Raw genomic sequence first — 16,500 nt, 5'->3', positions numbered from 1 at the left:
CCACCTCACCGTCGGACCTTTTGCGACGCGCTGATCGGTCACCAAGCCAAGGCATGGCACAGACTTTGCTTAATTGTCTGAGTGACAAACCGACTTCACGCGGGCAGTGCTGCCCCTTGAGCGTGAGCGGTCGACAGCCCGGTTTCAAGGCAATGGCGCCGCATGAGGCCGATCGGTCTGACCCGATCGGTGGAGGCTACGCTGGCCGTGTCCATCATCCGCGTTCCACTCGGCATTCTGATTTCGTCCGACGGCCCCTACAGTGTCGTGTCGCGAAGCATGCTGTGTGGTGCGCTCCTGGCGATCGACGAGGTGAATTCAGCAGCCGGGAATATTCGCTTCGAGCCGACGATCGGTAATCCCGGCGGTGAGCTTTCACGTTACGCCGCGCTGACCACCGATATGCTCGCGGCGGGCATCCAGCATGTCGTGGGCTGCTACACATCGTCGAGCCGAAAGGAGATCATTCCGCTCTTCGAAAAGGCCGATACGCTTCTCTGGTATCCCTCGCATTACGAAGGCTTCGAGACCTCCGCCAACGTGATCTACACAGGAGCGGTGGCCAATCAGCATCTGCTTCCCTTGGTCGACTACTCGCTGACCCATCTTGGGCCGCGCGCCTTCGGGGTCGGGTCGAACTACATCTGGGCCTGGGAAAATAATCGCATTCTGCGCGAGGCGATCGGTCCGCGCGGCGGTACGCTTCTGGCCGAGCGCTATTTTCCAGTCGGATGCACGGACTTCGGGCAGGTCATCGAGGCGATCCTGGTGGCCCGTCCCTCCTTCGTGTTCAACACGCTGATCGGCGTGTCGTCCTACCAATTCCTCCGCGATCTGCGGGCCGCCTGCGTTGAGCGGGGCATCGATCAGCCAAACGACATCCCGGTGGTGAGTTGCACCCTGTCGGAGCCGGAACTCGAAGCCATCGGGCCAAACGCTATCGACGGGCACATCACCTCGAGCGTGTATTTTTCGACCCTCCCGACGAAGGCCAACAGGCGCTTTGTTGCGGCTTATGCGGATCGCTTCCCGGATGGGCCTGCGGTCTCGGCCGATGCCGAAGCGACTTATATCGCGGTGCGCCTCCTGGCTCTCGCTCTGGCGGATGCGGGCGCAACCGACGCGGCGGCGATCAAACGCGTCATCGGTCGACAATCCATTGCGGCACCCCAGGGTGACGTGAGCATCGATGCCGATACGATGCATGCGTGCCTGACACCCCGGATCGCACGCTCCAACGCCAAAGGCCGGTTCGACATCCTCCGCGAGGCGAGCGCGCCTGTGCGGGCTGATCCCTATCTGATCAGAAGCTCCTCGCGCTATGGCGCGGTGTCGGTCCGACCTGTCTTGCGGGTGGCATCATGACCCCACAGCGCCTCATCCAGAATTTCCGCAATAGCCGAGGCATTTTGTGGGCCGGGAGCGATTTCAACGCGGAAATCCTCGAGCGCAGCTTGCACCGCCTCGGCGTGTCGCTGGTCCGCTTCGAAGAGGTCGTGCCGTTGAGCCTCGACCCCGATCGCGACATCGTATTCTTCGATGCCGACCAGCCGATCACGCCCACGGCGCTGATCGAGGCGGGCTCGTCACTTCCGGCCGCCCCGGTGATTGGCCTCGTCGGCGTGGAAGCGCCGAGCCGCCTGCGCTTGCTGGCCGAGGCCGGCGCGACGGCGATCCTCCGTAAACCGGTGCAGGCCACATCGGTCTATTCGGTCCTGTTTCTCGGCGTGAACACCTATCGGCGGCTCCGAGCAGCGGAACTCCAGCTCGCGGATCATGCCCGCAAACGCCGGGGACGCCGCTTCATCATCAAGGCGGTCGTGGCGCTGGTGCAGGCGCGGGGCCTGACCGACGATGAAGCCTTCGCCGAACTCCGCCGCGAGTCTATGCGGCGGCGCACCGGCCTCGAAGAATTCTGCGAAGCCCTTTTCGAGAGGGACAGCAGTTTCCCGGCCGCCTGGCCTAAGGCCAAGGCCGCCTTTCACCCACCGACCGAGCCAGAGGAGTACGGAGATGCGTCGTTTTCTGATGATGGGGGCGGCCTTGACGGCGCTCCTGATGCCGCTGACCGCGAAAGCTGCGGATCCGATCAAGCTCGGCGTGCTTGAGGACCAGTCGGGCGATTTCGCGCTGGCCACGATCGGCAAGGTTCATGGCATCCAGCTCGCCACGGATGAAATCAACAAAGCGGGCGGCATCGATGGTCGACAGATCGAACTCGTGATCTACGACACGCAGTCCGATAACACCCGCTTCCAGGAATTCATGCGGCGCGTCCTGCAGAAGGACAAGGTCGACGTGGTCTTCGCCGGCTTTTCGAGCGCGTCGCGAGAGGCTTATCGGCCGATCGTCGACCAACTCGGCGGCTTCGCTTTCTACAACAATCAATATGAAGGCGGGGTCTGCGACGCTCATATGATCGTGACGGGTGCGGTGCCCGAACAACAATTCTCCACGCTCATCCCCTGGATGATGGAGAAGTTCGGCAAGAACGTCTATACGATCGCGGCCGACTACAACTTCGGTCAGATCTCGGCCGAATGGGTCCGCAACATCGTCAAGGCTCAGGGCGGCAAGATGGTCGGCGAGGAGTTCATCCCGCTCGGCGTTTCGCAATTCGCCTCGACGATCCAGAACATCCAGAAGGCGAAGCCCGATATCCTCATCACGCTGTTGGTCGGCACGGCGCAGTCCTCCTATTACGAGCAGGCTGCGGCCGCCAATCTGCACATTCCGATGGGGAGCTCCGTCAACGTCGGCCAAGCCTATGAGCACAAGCGCTTCAAGCCGCCGAGCCTCGCCAACATGTATGTGACGACCAATTGGATCGAGGAGGTCGACGACCCGAAGAGCAAGGAATTTGTGGCCAAGTGGCACAAGATGTTCCCGAACGAGCCCTACATCAATCAAGAAGCCGAGAACTCCTATCTCGCAGTCTATATGTACAAGGAAATGGTCGAGCGCGCGAAAGGCTCGACCAAGCGCGACGATCTCCGCAAGATCATCGCCCAAGGTGATGTCTGCGTCGACGCGCCAGAGGGCCACGTCTGCCTCGATCCCAAGAGCCAGCACATGAGCCACACCATCTATCTCGCCAAGGTCAACGATGACCACTCGATCAGCTTCCCGAAGGTCTGGAAGGACATCAAGCCCTATTGGCTCGGCGAAGCGGGTTGCGACCTCACCAAGAAGAACCCCAACGCGCAATATACGCCGAGCAACCCGCCGCCGAAGGGCTGAGACGGGTTAACCGACGACGCGGCTCGCCTTACCGCGCTGCGTCGTCGCCGACAGGGACGATCGATCGGACGGGCTGCGGCCTGCCCGATGTCTTCATTCGCGCGGGATTTTGCGATGGTCGATGCAGTGGTTGGGTTTTTGTACCAGTTCGGTGACGCGGCCGCCTTTCTGATCCTGGCCGCGAGCGGCCTTGCGATCATCTTCGGCATGATGGGCGTTATCAACCTCGCTCATGGCGAGTTCATCATGGCCGGTGCTTACACGACCGTGTCGGTCGCCAAGCTCGGCGTGCCGTTGCCGCTTGCCATCGGCTGCGGAGCGCTGGTGGCCGGGTTGATCGGGATTGTGCTCGAGCGGCTGGTCATCCGGCATCTCTATCGTCGCCCGCTCGACACCATCGTGGCGACCTGGGGCGTCAGCCTCATCGCCTCGCAAGGCACGCTCATCCTGCTCGGCCCGAGCCTGTCCGATATTTCGACGCCGCTCGGCAGCGTGCAGATCGGCGATCTCTCCTATTCGGTCTACCGCTTCGTTCTGATGGGAACGGCTGCCGCCATCCTGCTGGCGCTCTACCTGCTTTTCACCTTCACGCGTTTCGGCGTGCTGGCGCGCGCCACCATCCAGGTGCCGCATATGGCCGAGGCCCTCGGCGTCAACACACGGCTGATCTATAGCCTCACGTTCGGCATCGGGGCGGCGCTCGCGGGTGCGACCGGCGGGCTCTATGCGCCGACCATGACGCTCGTTCCGACCATGGGGAGCCAGTTCATCACGGAAGCTTTCGTCACCGTCGTGACCGGCGGCGGCGATGTGTTTCTCGGTACGGCCCCGGCCGGGGTGATGCTTGGCTTCATCCGCGCCGCCATAACGAGCTGGGAGGGGCAGCTCGCCGGCCAGATCGGCCTTTTGGTCGCGGTCATCATCGTGATCCGGATTCTGCCGCGCGGCATATCCGGGCTTATTCTTCGTGAAAGGGCCTGACGCCGTGACGGTACGACGCCCCCTCATCCTGCGGATCGCGACCCGCCTCGAAGGTCCGCAGACCATGGGCCGCGGCCCCTGGTTCTGGCTCGGCGCCGTAGCGGTTCTCGCGGCCGCCGTCATCTATCCGCTGCTGACCGATTCCTACACGGTCGGCAACACGGTCTATTTCTTCAATTGGGCCTTCATGGCGCTCGGGCTCTGCCTCATCTGGGGTTATGGCGGCGCGCTGAGCTTCGGGCAGACGGCCTTCTTCGGTATCGCAGGCTATGCCTATGGGGTCATCACGGTCGATTTCGGTTCGGACTTCGGACTGACACTGTGGGCCCTGCTTGGCGCTGTGGCGATCTCGGCCCTGGTCGCGGCGGTGCTGGGCTATTTCTTGTTCTTCGGGCGCATCAACGGCGTGTTTCTCGGCATCGTCACGCTCGCGGTCACGCTGGTGCTCGAACGCTTCATGGCGCAGACCGCAGGGCCGGAATGGCATATCGGCGCTGCCCGCCTGAACGGGTTCAACGGCATGAGCGGCATGCCGCCCTTGACGATCCCGTGGCCCGGCAGCGACGATCCGATCGCATTGACGCCGGACATTCCGCTTTATTACGTGGTGCTGGGCTTGCTGGTCGTCACCTATCTGGCGCTCCGCATCCTGGTGAACTCCTCCTTCGGCAATGTCTTGGTGGCGATCCGCGAGAATCCGCTGCGTGCCACGATGCTCGGCTATGACGTCCGCAAGTATCAGCTCGGCGCTTTCGTGATCGGTAGCGCGCTCGCGGGTCTGAGCGGCGTGCTTTACACGAGTTGGGGCCAGTATATCACGCCGTCCAGCATGGGGATCACGGCGGCCGCTCTGCCGATCGTTTGGGTTGCGGTCGGTGGCCGCAGCGATCTCACGACGACGCTCCTCGGCACCATCGTCCTGATCGGCGGATTTCAGGCCCTGACGGTCTATGGTAGCCAATATGCCTTGGTGGTCATGGGCTTGCTGCTCGTGCTGACCGTCTTGCTCGCGCCCGAGGGCCTCGTCGCGGCCTTAGCGCTGCTACCAGGCAAACTGCTGCGCCGCCGCGCCGGGGAGAATGCCTGATGCCGCTGCTCGAAACCCGGAAGCTCAACAAGCATTTCGGCGGCCTGCAGGTGACGGCCGACGTGAATCTCGCTTTGGAGCCGGGCGAACTCCACTGTCTGATCGGGCCGAACGGGGCAGGGAAGAGCACGCTCTTCCGCCTGATCCTCGGCGAATATGCGCCGAGCAGCGGGCAGGTGTTCTACGATGGACGCGACATCACGGCGCTGCAGCCGCATGACCGGATCCGGCGCGGCATCAGTGTCAAGTTCCAAGTCCCTGGCATTTTTGGCGCGCTCAGCGTCAGCCAAAACCTGGAGATCGCTTTGCAGCATCACCTCGAAGGCCACAGCCTGCGCGGTGAAATCCGCCAGCAACTCGACTTTCTCAATCTGGCGGCCGAGGCCGCGCAATTGGCTGGCAATCTCAGCCATGGCCAGAAGCAGTGGCTCGAGATCGGGATGGCCACGAGCCTTAAGCCAGAGCTTCTGCTGCTCGATGAACCGACCGCCGGTATGTCGCCGGAGGAAACGCGCGCGACAGGCGAGATGGTCCGGGCCCTGAGGGCCGAGGGCATGACGGTGCTGGTCGTCGAGCACGACATGGACTTCGTGCGGCAGGTCGCCAGCCGGGTCACGGTTCTCCACTTCGGCCATATCTTCGCGCAGGGCTCGATCGACGACATCATGGCGAATGACCGCGTCGCCGAAATCTACCTCGGCCAGGGTCATGGGGTGCGTCATGGTTGAGCCCACCGCCCTTCTTTCGATTCAAGGATTGCGCGGCGGCTACGGCGGTAAGCCGGTGCTTCAAGGCGTCGATCTCGACATCCGCGAGGGCGAGATCACCGCCGTGATCGGCCGCAACGGCGTCGGCAAATCGACGCTCATGAAAGCCATCATCGGGTTGCTGCCTGCCAGCGCCGCCACGCTGCGCTTTAAGGGCCATGACCTTGTGGGCACGACGCCGCATGCGCGGGCGCGCCTCGGTCTTGGTTATGTGCCGCAGGGCAGGGATGTGTTTCCGCGGCTCAGCGTAGAGGAAAACCTGACCGTTGGGCTGAGCATCAGCGGGGTCGCGATCGCGGACTTCGATGCGGTCTACGGCTATTTTCCGATTCTGAAGGAGCGGCGGCGGCAGGCGGCCGGCACGTTATCGGGCGGCCAGCAGCAGCAACTCGCGATCGCCCGTGTGCTGGTCGGCGGCCCGGCGCTTCTGCTGCTCGATGAACCGTCGGAGGGCATTCAACCCTCGATCGTGCAGGACATCGCCCGCATCGTCGTCGACCTGAACCGCAAGACGGGTCTGACCGTCGTGCTGGTCGAGCAGAATATCGACATGATCCGAGCCATGGCGCAGCGTTGCTACGTCATGGACAAGGGCGCATCATTACCGAACTCACCCCCGCGATGCTGGACGACCGTGATGTCGTGCGTCGGCATCTATCGGTTTGAGCAAAAGCGAAAGAGGAGACGCAACGATGTCCTGGTTCGACGAGTCTATCATGGCGCGTACCGCCGTTGCCAAGGGCAAGCCGGGTCGTGAGTTCACGATCACCGAGGCTGAGCAGGGCAAGTATCATTACGTCTATGGGCCGTTCCCCAAGCCGGTGCTGACCGTTGATCCGGGCGCGGTGATCGCCTGCGAGACCCATGATGCCTTCGAGGGCGCGATCAAGCGCGAGACCGACAAGCCGAGCGAAAAACTGAACTTTCCGTTCCTCAACCCGCAGAACGGACCGATTTTCGTCAATGGCGCCGAAAAGGGCGACTGCCTCGCGGTTTATATCAAGTCGATCGTGCCGCGTGGCCCGCAGCCGGTCGGCACCACCTGCCTGATTCCCGAATTTGGCGGGCTGGTCGGGACCGGCGTCACGGCGCTGCTCAACAAACCGCTGCCCGAGTATGTCAAGAAAATCGAGGTGACGGTCGAGGGGGGCGTGAAATGGAGCGACAAGATCACGCTGCCCTACCAGCCCTTCATCGGCACGATCGGGACATCGCCCGAGATCGAGGCGATCTCGTCCCTCGTTCCCGACTATTATGGAGGCAATATGGATTTGCCGGATGTCGGGCCGGATGCGGTGATCTATCTGCCGGTCCACGCGCCGGGCGGCCTGCTCTATCTCGGTGATTGCCACGCCATCCAGGGCGATGGCGAGTTATGCGGCGTCGCGCTCGAACATCCGACCACGACCACGGTTCAGGTCGATCTCATCAAGGGTTGGACCCTCGCTTGGCCGCGCCTCGAAACATCCGAGTTCTATATGACGATCGGCTCGGCCCGACCGATGGAAGATGCCTCACGCATCGCCTATCGTGAATTGATCCGCTGGATGGCGACCGAATTCGGCTTCGACGAAATCGACGCCTATCTGCTGTTGACGATGTGCGGCAAGGTCCGGCTCGGCAATATGGTCGATCCCAAATACACGCTCGCGGCCTCGATTTCGAAGGCCATCGTCAAGGCACATCAGTCATGAGCGCGGTCACGATGACGGACGAAACAGGCGCGATCGATCTTGTCGAGATGACGGTCGAGCAGGTTCAGACGGGCTTCGCGCAGGGGTCCTTTACGTCCGAAAGCCTGACGCAGGCGTTTCTCGACCGGATCGCGCTCTACAACCCACCCTATAACGCCATCATCTTCATGAATCCCGACGCACTGACCGATGCACGCGCGTCGGACGATCGACGGAAGGCGGGCGCAGCGCTCGGCCCGCTCGATGGCGTCCCCGTGGTGGTCAAGGACGCGATGGACATGAAGGGCTTCCCAACCACGGGAGGCTGGCGGCTGCTCTCCAGCAAGGCCGGAGGGATCGATCTGATGCCGGAGACCGACGCGCCCGTCGTGGCGCGCATGCGCGCCGCCGGAGCCGTGATCCTGGGGAAGACCAACATTCCGGTCCTGAGCGCCACCGGGAGCCATGCCAATGACAGTTGGGCAGGCCCCACCTACAATGCCGCCGATGTCGCGTTGCTCCCCGGCGGTAGCAGCGCCGGCACGGCGACGGCGGTCGCGGCCAGTATGGCGGTGCTCGGCCTTGCCGAAGAGACCGGTGGGTCGATCCAGAACCCGGCATCGGCCCAAGGGTTGGTCGGGATCAAGCCGACTTTCGCGCTGGTCCCCAACGCGGGTGTGATGCCCTTGTCGAGCCTGCGCGACGTCGTTGGCCCGATTGCTCGCTGCGTGTGGGATGCCGCCCTGACGCTTGATGTGCTGGCGGGCTTTACGATGGAGGATCCGAAGACCATTGCGGGTGTCGGTCGGCGGCCCAAGGGGGGCTATACGTCGCGGCTCCACGTCGATGCGTTGAAGCATAAACGGATCGGCACCTATGGTCCGGGCTGGCGCGACATGCCTTTGTCGGACGAAGCCGCGTCGCTTTACGCGCGGGTGCAGGAGGAACTGCGGGCCGCGGGTGCGATCCTGGTCGATGATCCGTTCCACGGTTCCGGTTTCGCGGCGCTGCGAACACCCACCGTGCCGGGGCAGGAATTCGACGCGCGTGGCCTCGAATCGGTGCCTTACGATCTTGGCCGCTACCTTGCGCGCCTTGGGCCGGGCGCCGCTCTTCCGACCTTCGCGGATTTTGCGGCCGCAACCGCCGCGGAAGATGCCTTCGGACCCTCCGGCGTCCTCACCTACATGACGCACGTGCCGGGCTTTGACGCCTGTCTGGCCGACCCGACACGCCCGCCCGATATGGCTGATTTTATTGCGTTGCGCGAAGCGCATCTCGACATTTTTACGCGCGTCTTTGACGAAAACGAGCTCGATGCTTTGGTGTTTCCACAAATGCGGAGCGCGCTCGCTGGCATCGATGCAGGCGATATCATCCACGAAACCACGGTCAGCGAAATCAACATCGCGGGGCTGCCCGGCGTCACGGTTCCGGCTGGCTTTTATCAGTCAGGAGCGCCGTTCAACCTGATCGTGGTCGGGCCGCAATGGAGCGAGGTCGATCTTCTTGCTTTCGCCTATGCGTATGAACAGGCAACGCGCCACCGCAGGCCCCCGGTCCTTCAATCCGCCGGCAAGGCACGCGACCCGTCCTGAAACACAGCGTCGGCTGCTGCGACGCGGTGACGATCAGGCTTTGCAACGCGCGGCAGAATGAGCGTGTGGTTTGCCTATCCGACGGCCGCTCAACCGACCGTCGTTCGCCGCCAGCGAGCAGGCGAACACCCGGTCTGGCGTTGAAACGCGACGGTAAAATGCGACTGACTCGAGAAGCCGCATTCCAGCGCAATCTGGGCGAGCGGCAGGTCATTCTCGGCAAGCAGCGCCTGCGCTCGCTTAATGCGGAGATCCATCAGGAAGCGGTGAGGCGGCTGACCGGTCGATGCCTTGAAGCCACGCTTGAAGTGCTGGAGGCTGCAACCGGCGAGCGTGGCAAGTTCAGCAAGGCCGATGTTATCGGCCAGATGGGAATGCATGTAGTCCAAGACACGCGGGAGCGCGGATAATCCGGCGTGGTGCCTGACCGATGGACGACGCGCCTCGACCGAGCGGCTGGCGTCGAGCAAGAGCATTCCTGCGGCAGTGCCGAGCGATTCCAGCAACAATCGATGCCCCGGCTCCTCCAGGCTCAGGATGTCGCGCATCATGCGGCCGATCGACAGCAAGGAGGTGTTCTGGAACCAGAGATCGCACCCGATCGCTAAATTCGACGAATCCACGCCCCATTCGCTCTCGAGCAAACGATTCAGATATTCCTGTCGAAAATGGACCACTAACGCGTCTTCGATGCGATCGAAGAAGCAATGACTCGGCTCTTTCGCCGGAAGCAGGATTTGGTCTCCCGTTCGAAACAATCCCTCGAATTTCGCATCTGCCCACCCGAAGCGCATGCGTGTCTTTGCCCTGAGCGGGATGATGAGCATGTGATGCGTCATTCCTGGCGCTTCAAACTCGCTTCGTCCGGTCGCGAAGTGATTTTCGAGCAGGAGTTCGCCCCCGCTGAGGATGTCACGGCTCCGACGGGGCCAGAAACGTCGGAACTCCCCTCTGTCATTCGGCCCGATGAGGTCTCGCGATGGTGCGTCGGCCACGGATCAACCCCTTCGGTGAGACGCTCGTATAATATCCCGCGCCTTCGCAGAAAGACAGCTTCGAGGCGATCGATATGTTCGGCGGGAGGATCAGCGTCTGACCGAAGCGGCGCCCTAACAGCGACGGTCCACGTTCAAAAACGGGTGATGTGGCATGAGCAAAATGGTGTTGATCACGGGGGCGACCGGCGACACGGGTCGCGCAGCCGTGCGCGAGGCCCTCGCGCTCGGGCTCGTCGTCCGGGCGATGGTGCACCGTAAGGATGCCCGATCGGACGCTCTTGAGTCGCTCGGCGCCGAAATCGCGTTCGGCGATCTTCTCGACATCGACACCATCCGCGCCGCGATGGAGGGCGCCGAGGCCGCCTATTTCGTGTGGCCGGTGCAGGCAGGTCTGATCAACGCCACCGTCAATTTCATCCAGGCCGCGAAGGAAGCCGGCGTCGCGACTGTAATCAATCTTTCGCAACGGTCGGCAAACCGCAACTCCACCAGCAACTCCTGCCGCGATAGCTATATCGCCGAACAGGTCTTCAATTGGTCCGGCCTTCGCGTCGTCCATCTGCGGCCGACGTTTTTCCTCGAGTGGCTGCTGTACCCGTGGCAACTGCCTTTCTTGCAGAAAGGGATCCTTCGCATCCCGGTCGGCAAGGGGCGTCATTCTCCCATCGCCGCGGACGACCAGGGACGCGTCATCGCAGCCTTACTGGCGAACCCCGATAAACAGATTGGCCAGACCATTCCGATCTCCGGCCCGGTCGAGATGAACCACGAACAGATGGCGCTGGAATTAACCGAGGCGCTTGGTCGCAAGATCATCTTTCAAGACCTACCGGTGGATGAATACTGCGCCTCTCTCGAACAGATGAATGTCCCGGCCTATATCATCCAACATCTCAGCGGAGCGATGGTCGATTACCAGCATGGCATCATGTCGGGGTCGGACAACAACGTCGAGGCACTGACAGGACGCCGATCCATGACGGTCGGGGAATTCGCACGTGCTCACGCGGACGTCCTCAACGGTACAGTCGCCTGACAATGGTGACTCGTCGCTCGTTTCTCTCTGGCGCTCTGATGCTGACGACCCTCGACCCTGTCTGGGCGGGAACCGCCGGCCTTCGTGCCGCGTCGCCACCAGGCGCAGCCTGCTCGACCCCCAATCAACCAGTAAAGGAGCTTCTCATCATGGCCGACAATGCACGATCCAGCACGGGCGCAACCGAGATGGCCGCCGCGAAGGCGCTGACGACCCGTATTCTGGCGATCGGGACGTGGACCGCCAAGGCGACCCCGGAAAAACGGCCCGCCATCATGCCCGACGAGGCGCGGGACACGTTGCGTCTGATGTTAGCCGGCAAGATCGATCAGTGGTTCGCGAAGTCCGACGGGTCCGGCGCCGTCTTCCTGATGAACGTCACCGACCCGGCCGAGGCCCATAAGCTGCTGGAAGACCTTCCCTTGGGCCGGGCCGATATGATGGTCTTCGAGATCATTCCGGTCGGGCCCCTCTGGCCGCTCGGCCTGCTGCTGGCCGAACCCGCGAAGTAGCGGCGCGGAGACGCCGGCTCGGCAGCCAATTCCTGTGACTCACAGCGGCAGCTCCCGGTGCCGCCGTTAAACCCAATGCAGGTGTGCCAGACGAGGACGAGACGATGGGTGCGTCGCCCGCGCCTACGTCTCATGGGTGCCGAGCCACCTCTTGCTGCCATGACGCTCAGCGAAAGCGTGAGCAAGCCGAGAGGTTGAAGGCGGTCGGCTGGACGTCACGTCCCGGGCGCTGCGAGACCTTTAAGCCCGACGATCAAACCAGAGAACCGGGCTCTTGGAGTCGCTTCAAAGGATGAATGGTAGCGGAGGAGGGACTCGAACCCCCGACACGCGGATTATGATTCCGCTGCTCTAACCAGCTGAGCTACCCCGCCGCGTCTGGGCCAAAGGCCCAAAGCACGGCGGATATAATGAGGGTCGCGGCGGAGTGTCAACAGTCCATTGAGACGCGGGACACGAATGCTCCGCAATCGCCGTTTAGTCGCGTCCTCGGGATGCGGCGCTAGACCATGACGGTGGGCTCGAGCCCCGGGACAGTCCGTGGCCGTCGCTCGGCGTCGATGGCCACGAAGGTAAACGTGGCCTGCGTGACGAGGCCGGTCTCCTCCGAATCGCGGCTGCGACGCCAGGCCTGTACGTGGATCGTCATCGACGTGCGACCGACCGATTCCACCTCGGCGTAAAAACTAACCTCGTCGCCGACCAGCACGGGACGATGAAAGGTCATCCGATCCACCGCCACGGTGGCGCAACGACCTCGCGCGCGGCGCGCCGCCGCATTTCCGGCCGCGAGATCCATTTGGGCCATCAGCCATCCGCCGAAAATATCCCCGGCCGGGTTCGTATCGGCCGGCATGGCGATGACGCGGACATGGGGCTGGTGAAGGGGAAGCAAAGGATCGGACATCGGGGAAGCATAAACGCTCCCGCTCCGTCTTCAAGGTCACGCTTCCGCTTGCTCCGCTTGACGCATGTCGGCGAGAGCCGCGAGCGCTCGCAAACGGGCCGCGTCATGGTCGACGATCGGCTGCGGATAGGTTTTGCCCAACGTGATGCCGGCTGCAGCCAGAACATCCCGCGGCGCGGCCCAGGGCGTGTGGATCCATCGGGCCGGCAATCGCGTCAGTTCCGGGACGAAACTGCGGACATAATCGCCGTCCGGATCGAACTTCTCGCCCTGCAACGTCGGATTGAAGATGCGGAAATAGGGTGCCGCATCGGCGCCGGACCCCGCCACCCACTGCCAGTTGAACGGGTTGCTGGCCGGATCGGCATCGCACAGCGTATCCCAAAACCACTGTTCGCCGAGCCGCCAATCGAGCAACAGATGTTTGACCAGGAACGAGGCCGTGATCATCCGAACCCGGTTGTGCATCACACCGGTCTTCCACAATTGCCGCATTCCAGCGTCGACGATCGGATAGCCAGTCTGTCCCGTCTGCCAAGCGCGCAGATGTGTCGGCGACGCCTTCGCATAGGGAAACTTCTCGAAGGCCGCATTGAAGGGCTTGTCCGCGAGATCGGGATGGCTCGTCAGCAGCAGATAGGCAAAATCTCGCCAGATGACCTCCGAGACGAATTTCTCCACTTGCTCTCCGCTGGCGGTTCCGTCCGCTCCAGCGTGGCGGGCCAAAGTCACGATCTGACGCGGTGATATTTCGCCGAAACGAAGATGGGGTGACAGGCGCGACGAGGCGGGCAGGGCCGGGCGATTGCGGTCTTCCCCATAGCGCCGCAGCCCACCTTCGAGAAATCCATGCAGCAGCTTTTGGGCCTGCGGCTCCCCGGGTTGCCACGTGTCGCGTAAGCCGGCGGACCAGTCCGGCGCGGTCGGCAACAGGCCAAGGCCCTCGAGGCTCGTCTTGCCCGGAAGCTCGAGCGGCCCGTCATGCGCCGTGATGGTCTTCGGCGCGGCAAGGGGGTGGCCGGGAGGGCCAAGCGCCAGAGACGCGCGCAGGAAAGGCGTATAGACCTTGAATGAGCCTCCGGCCTTGGGCGTGACCTCGCCCGGCTCATGCAGCAACGTGCCGTTGAACGTCTTGGTCTCGATATTCATGCCTTGAAGGCGGGTCGTCACGGCTGTGTCGACGGCGCGCTCGGCTTGCCCATAGCGTCGATTCCAGACGCAAGCCACGGCCCCACTTGCGGCCGCGATCGCCGGAATAACCTCAGCCGCCGCGCCCCTCACGATGTGAAGAGGGCAACCGACCGATGTTAGCCGCTCCGCGAGGCTCGCGAGCGAATAATGCAGCCACCACCGCGATGCGCCGCCAAGCGCGCGCAGCCCATCCGATCGCTCGTCCCACAAATAGATCGGCAGCACGCAGCCTCGAGTCGCCGCTTCATGAAACGCAGGGTTGTCGCTGATACGAAGATCGTCTCGAAACCACATCAGCGTCAGCGTGGTGCTTGTGTTCTTGGCCATACCGATCCCATTTCACCGCGCCGTGCACGGCTCTTCCCGACTTATGGGGCGCATGCGGGGAAAGGAAAGGGCGGCTTCGCTTGGAGTATCCATCGCAGCATCAATCAGCGAAGGATCTGTTTCGAGCGAGAGTGAAGCCTTATTGGCTCCCCGAGCAGGGCTCGAACCTGCGACAATTCGATTAACAGTCGAATGCTCTACCAGCTGAGCTATCGGGGAACGTCGGGGCTGCATAACAACCCTGGGCCGGAATGCAAAGGCTTTTTTGCTTTCAAAGCATCATCCTTGTGGGCGGGCATCGATGGTCAGCTTACCCGCCGCGGCATGACGCAAGCGGCTTGCCGAACGCATCGAACCGCTTTAAGAGCGACGATGTTGACGAGGCGTTCGCGCTGACGTCACGAGGCCTCGTGGCGGAGTGGTCACGCAGAGGACTGCAAATCCTTGCACCCCGGTTCGATTCCGGGCGAGGCCTCCAATCGGCGCAATGCACCTCCTTTACCTAGGCGCCCTCAGCTTTTCTTTCGCAGGTCGCTCAACACCTGCAATGGTGCGCGGCCCGCGTCGCTGCCGCCGGTTCGCTTGTCGCGCAGCGCTTGGCGCATGCGGGTGAAAACATCCTGAACAGGCTCCTGGCCATAACGACGCTCCAGCCGCCGCACGGTGAAATGCGCTTGCGCCAGAGCCTGGAAGTGATCCGCGAAGGCTGCATTGACGGCCGCGCCCGTGAGAGCACCGAGCACCGGGACCGCCTGGGCCATCGCCTTCTGGCCGACGATGATCCCGAATCGGGCTGCGATCTGGGTCAGAAGCTTGACCATGACGGGAGCGGTCTCGTCCGCCACCCCGCGTTGAATCATGAACCGTGCCGCCTCGGAGACGGATTTGGCCAAGAGCGCCCGCATGGCGAGATAGCCGCTCTCGCCAGCCGGCCCAGTCTCTCCGCCGCTTCCAAGCGCGAAGACCTCCAGACAGGCCAGCCGTGCCTCCGGCTGCGTCAGATCCTCACCTTCGCTGCGGGCGATATCGGCGATCGAGCGCAGCATGATCGTCGTCGAAATCGGAAGTTCGACCGGCAATGACATCAGTCCAAGCGTCCCGCCCGCCGCGCCCGATAGGGCCACATAGGCCATGTGGGCCCGGTTCGAGGGGGTAGTCTTGCCTGTTGCGGGCAGGGACTTCACGGCCGCGCGGAGAGCAACGCGCAGCGCCGCCATCGTGGCGCGGTTGGCAACCGCCAGAACTGGCTCCGGCACGAATTGCGCCGCAAGATCGACCTGTCGCCCAAGGACTGAACTGAATCGGGCCGCGAGGCTCGAATGTTCAAGGGTCGCGACCGCTTTACGAAGCGCATCGAGATCCGCCTCGTCGAACTTCGTCAGATCCGTCTCGGGCGGTAGAATATCGATATCGGTCACCATGAAATCAGCGTCCTTTTCCCACGATGGAAGGCGCGACCGGAGGTGCGGCAGCCTTCACGCCAAACATCATATCGCGTCTGCAACGCGCGAGCGTCGCGGATTGACGAAATCTGCCGTTTCTAACAGGGTAGGGCTGGCCGCAAGCGACACCTGAGGGCGATGTTCGCCCGACTGTCGCGGGTCGACGCGAGGAAACATCATGGCTCGTTCAACAACAGCAAAAACCTTGTCGGGCTTGATCGCGGCCGCCGCAATCATGGGATTGAGCGCCTTCGGCAGCGACCCGGCTTCGGCCCAGTCGGTCATGCAGCAATGCGGCCAGCAATATCAGGCCGCCAAGGCCGCCAACACGTTGGGCGGGATGACCTGGAACCAGTTCCGGGCCGATTGTTCGGCCAAGCTCAAAGCCCAGCCTGCCTCCGCTTCGGTGACGCCCGCGGCGGCAACGCCCGCAGCTCCGCCGACGGCCGCCGCCGCCAACCCGCTCAAACCCGCGCCGACCGTGCCCCCCGTCGCTGCGGCTCCCGCGACCGCGCCGATGGCTGCTCCGGCCACCACCACGGCCAGCGCACCCGCCGCCACCCCGGTCAAGGCTCAATCGGCAGGCCGCACGGCTTTCGTGGCGCGCGAGCGGCAATGCGGCACCGAGTGGAAGGCCAACAAGGTCGCGCTCAAAGCGCAAACCCCGGGGATCACCTGGCCGAAATATCTCAGCCAGTGCAACACGCGCCTGAAGGCCGCCGGTCAATAACCTCAACCGGC

Annotated in this window: 15 protein-coding genes, 3 tRNA genes and 1 pseudogene; 13 read left to right on the top strand and 6 right to left on the bottom strand. The window is 63.0% G+C overall.

The window, feature by feature from the left end:
• Positions 1-162: 162 nt before the first annotated feature.
• The 9 genes and pseudogenes from EY713_RS18580 (at position 163) to EY713_RS18540 (ending at position 9,346) form a co-directional block, all read left to right on the top strand.
• The gene (locus tag EY713_RS18580) at positions 163-1,365 is read left to right on the top strand and encodes a transporter substrate-binding domain-containing protein (RefSeq protein WP_165491187.1); all 1,203 of its coding nucleotides are present in this window, start codon (positions 163-165) and stop codon (positions 1,363-1,365) included.
• Entirely contained in the window at positions 1,362-2,108 is a 747-nt protein-coding gene (locus tag EY713_RS18575; protein ID WP_131117877.1) for an ANTAR domain-containing response regulator, read from the top strand. The genes EY713_RS18580 and EY713_RS18575 overlap by 4 nt, the downstream gene beginning before the upstream one ends.
• Complete coding sequence (locus EY713_RS18570; RefSeq protein ID WP_131117874.1) at positions 2,014-3,240, top strand: urea ABC transporter substrate-binding protein; 1,227 nt, start codon at positions 2,014-2,016, stop codon at positions 3,238-3,240. Before EY713_RS18575 ends, EY713_RS18570 begins: the two co-directional genes overlap by 95 nt.
• 114 nt (positions 3,241-3,354) lie before the next feature.
• The gene (locus EY713_RS18565; RefSeq protein ID WP_131117870.1) at positions 3,355-4,221 is read left to right on the top strand and encodes an ABC transporter permease subunit; all 867 of its coding nucleotides are present in this window, start codon (positions 3,355-3,357) and stop codon (positions 4,219-4,221) included.
• Positions 4,222-4,285: 64 nt separating this feature from the next.
• Complete coding sequence (locus tag EY713_RS18560) at positions 4,286-5,308, top strand: branched-chain amino acid ABC transporter permease (protein WP_131119930.1); 1,023 nt, start codon at positions 4,286-4,288, stop codon at positions 5,306-5,308.
• Positions 5,308-6,036, top strand: coding sequence for an ABC transporter ATP-binding protein (locus tag EY713_RS18555; protein ID WP_131117867.1), 729 nt, complete (start codon positions 5,308-5,310; stop codon positions 6,034-6,036). The genes EY713_RS18560 and EY713_RS18555 overlap by 1 nt, the downstream gene beginning before the upstream one ends.
• Positions 6,029-6,741: pseudogene (locus tag EY713_RS18550) on the top strand (ABC transporter ATP-binding protein). The gene EY713_RS18555 and the pseudogene EY713_RS18550 overlap by 8 nt, the downstream one beginning before the upstream one ends.
• Positions 6,742-6,767: 26 nt before the next feature.
• On the top strand, positions 6,768-7,769 hold the full coding sequence (locus EY713_RS18545) for an acetamidase/formamidase family protein (RefSeq protein ID WP_131117865.1): 1,002 nt from the start codon (positions 6,768-6,770) through the stop codon (positions 7,767-7,769).
• Positions 7,766-9,346, top strand: a complete 1,581-nt coding sequence (locus EY713_RS18540; protein ID WP_131117862.1) for an amidase — start codon at positions 7,766-7,768, stop codon at positions 9,344-9,346. The genes EY713_RS18545 and EY713_RS18540 overlap by 4 nt, the downstream gene beginning before the upstream one ends.
• Before the next feature lie 89 nt (positions 9,347-9,435).
• On the opposite strand, the gene EY713_RS22870 is transcribed toward EY713_RS18540, so the two are convergent.
• Positions 9,436-9,990, bottom strand: coding sequence for a helix-turn-helix domain-containing protein (locus tag EY713_RS22870; RefSeq protein WP_165491186.1), 555 nt, complete (start codon positions 9,988-9,990; stop codon positions 9,436-9,438).
• 505 nt (positions 9,991-10,495) lie between these two features.
• Here EY713_RS22870 and EY713_RS18530 point away from each other — a divergent pair.
• Positions 10,496-11,380, top strand: a complete 885-nt coding sequence (locus EY713_RS18530) for an NmrA family NAD(P)-binding protein (RefSeq protein WP_131117856.1) — start codon at positions 10,496-10,498, stop codon at positions 11,378-11,380.
• Positions 11,381-11,529: 149 nt separating this feature from the next.
• Complete coding sequence (locus EY713_RS18525) at positions 11,530-11,892, top strand: hypothetical protein (RefSeq protein WP_131117853.1); 363 nt, start codon at positions 11,530-11,532, stop codon at positions 11,890-11,892.
• Positions 11,893-12,189: 297 nt separating this feature from the next.
• Here the strand turns inward: EY713_RS18525 and EY713_RS18520 are convergent.
• The 4 genes from EY713_RS18520 to EY713_RS18505 form a co-directional block, all read right to left on the bottom strand.
• Positions 12,190-12,266: transfer RNA gene (locus EY713_RS18520), tRNA-Met, on the bottom strand.
• Positions 12,267-12,394: 128 nt separating this feature from the next.
• Positions 12,395-12,799, bottom strand: coding sequence for an acyl-CoA thioesterase (locus EY713_RS18515; protein WP_131117850.1), 405 nt, complete (start codon positions 12,797-12,799; stop codon positions 12,395-12,397).
• A 36-nt stretch (positions 12,800-12,835) separates the two neighbouring features.
• On the bottom strand, positions 12,836-14,317 hold the full coding sequence (locus EY713_RS18510) for a cryptochrome/photolyase family protein (RefSeq protein ID WP_131117847.1): 1,482 nt from the start codon (positions 14,315-14,317) through the stop codon (positions 12,836-12,838).
• A 143-nt stretch (positions 14,318-14,460) separates the two neighbouring features.
• Positions 14,461-14,536, bottom strand: a tRNA-Asn gene (locus EY713_RS18505).
• A 185-nt stretch (positions 14,537-14,721) separates the two neighbouring features.
• On the opposite strand from EY713_RS18505, the gene EY713_RS18500 reads away from it, so the two are divergent.
• Positions 14,722-14,795 (top strand) — tRNA-Cys (locus EY713_RS18500).
• A gap of 34 nt (positions 14,796-14,829) precedes the next feature.
• Here the strand turns inward: EY713_RS18500 and EY713_RS18495 are convergent.
• Complete coding sequence (locus EY713_RS18495; RefSeq protein WP_131117844.1) at positions 14,830-15,738, bottom strand: EcsC family protein; 909 nt, start codon at positions 15,736-15,738, stop codon at positions 14,830-14,832.
• Between the two features lie 199 nt (positions 15,739-15,937).
• Here EY713_RS18495 and EY713_RS22865 point away from each other — a divergent pair, with 199 nt between their 5' ends.
• Positions 15,938-16,489 carry a hypothetical protein gene (locus tag EY713_RS22865; protein WP_165491185.1) on the top strand — a complete coding sequence of 184 codons (552 nt, stop codon included), beginning with the start codon at positions 15,938-15,940 and terminating at the stop codon, positions 16,487-16,489.
• Positions 16,490-16,500: the final 11 nt, after the last annotated feature.

This window comes from Lichenihabitans psoromatis, assembly GCF_004323635.1.
Lineage (GTDB): Bacteria > Pseudomonadota > Alphaproteobacteria > Rhizobiales > Beijerinckiaceae > Lichenihabitans > Lichenihabitans psoromatis.
This window is presented reverse-complemented; position numbering and strand designations above follow the sequence as displayed.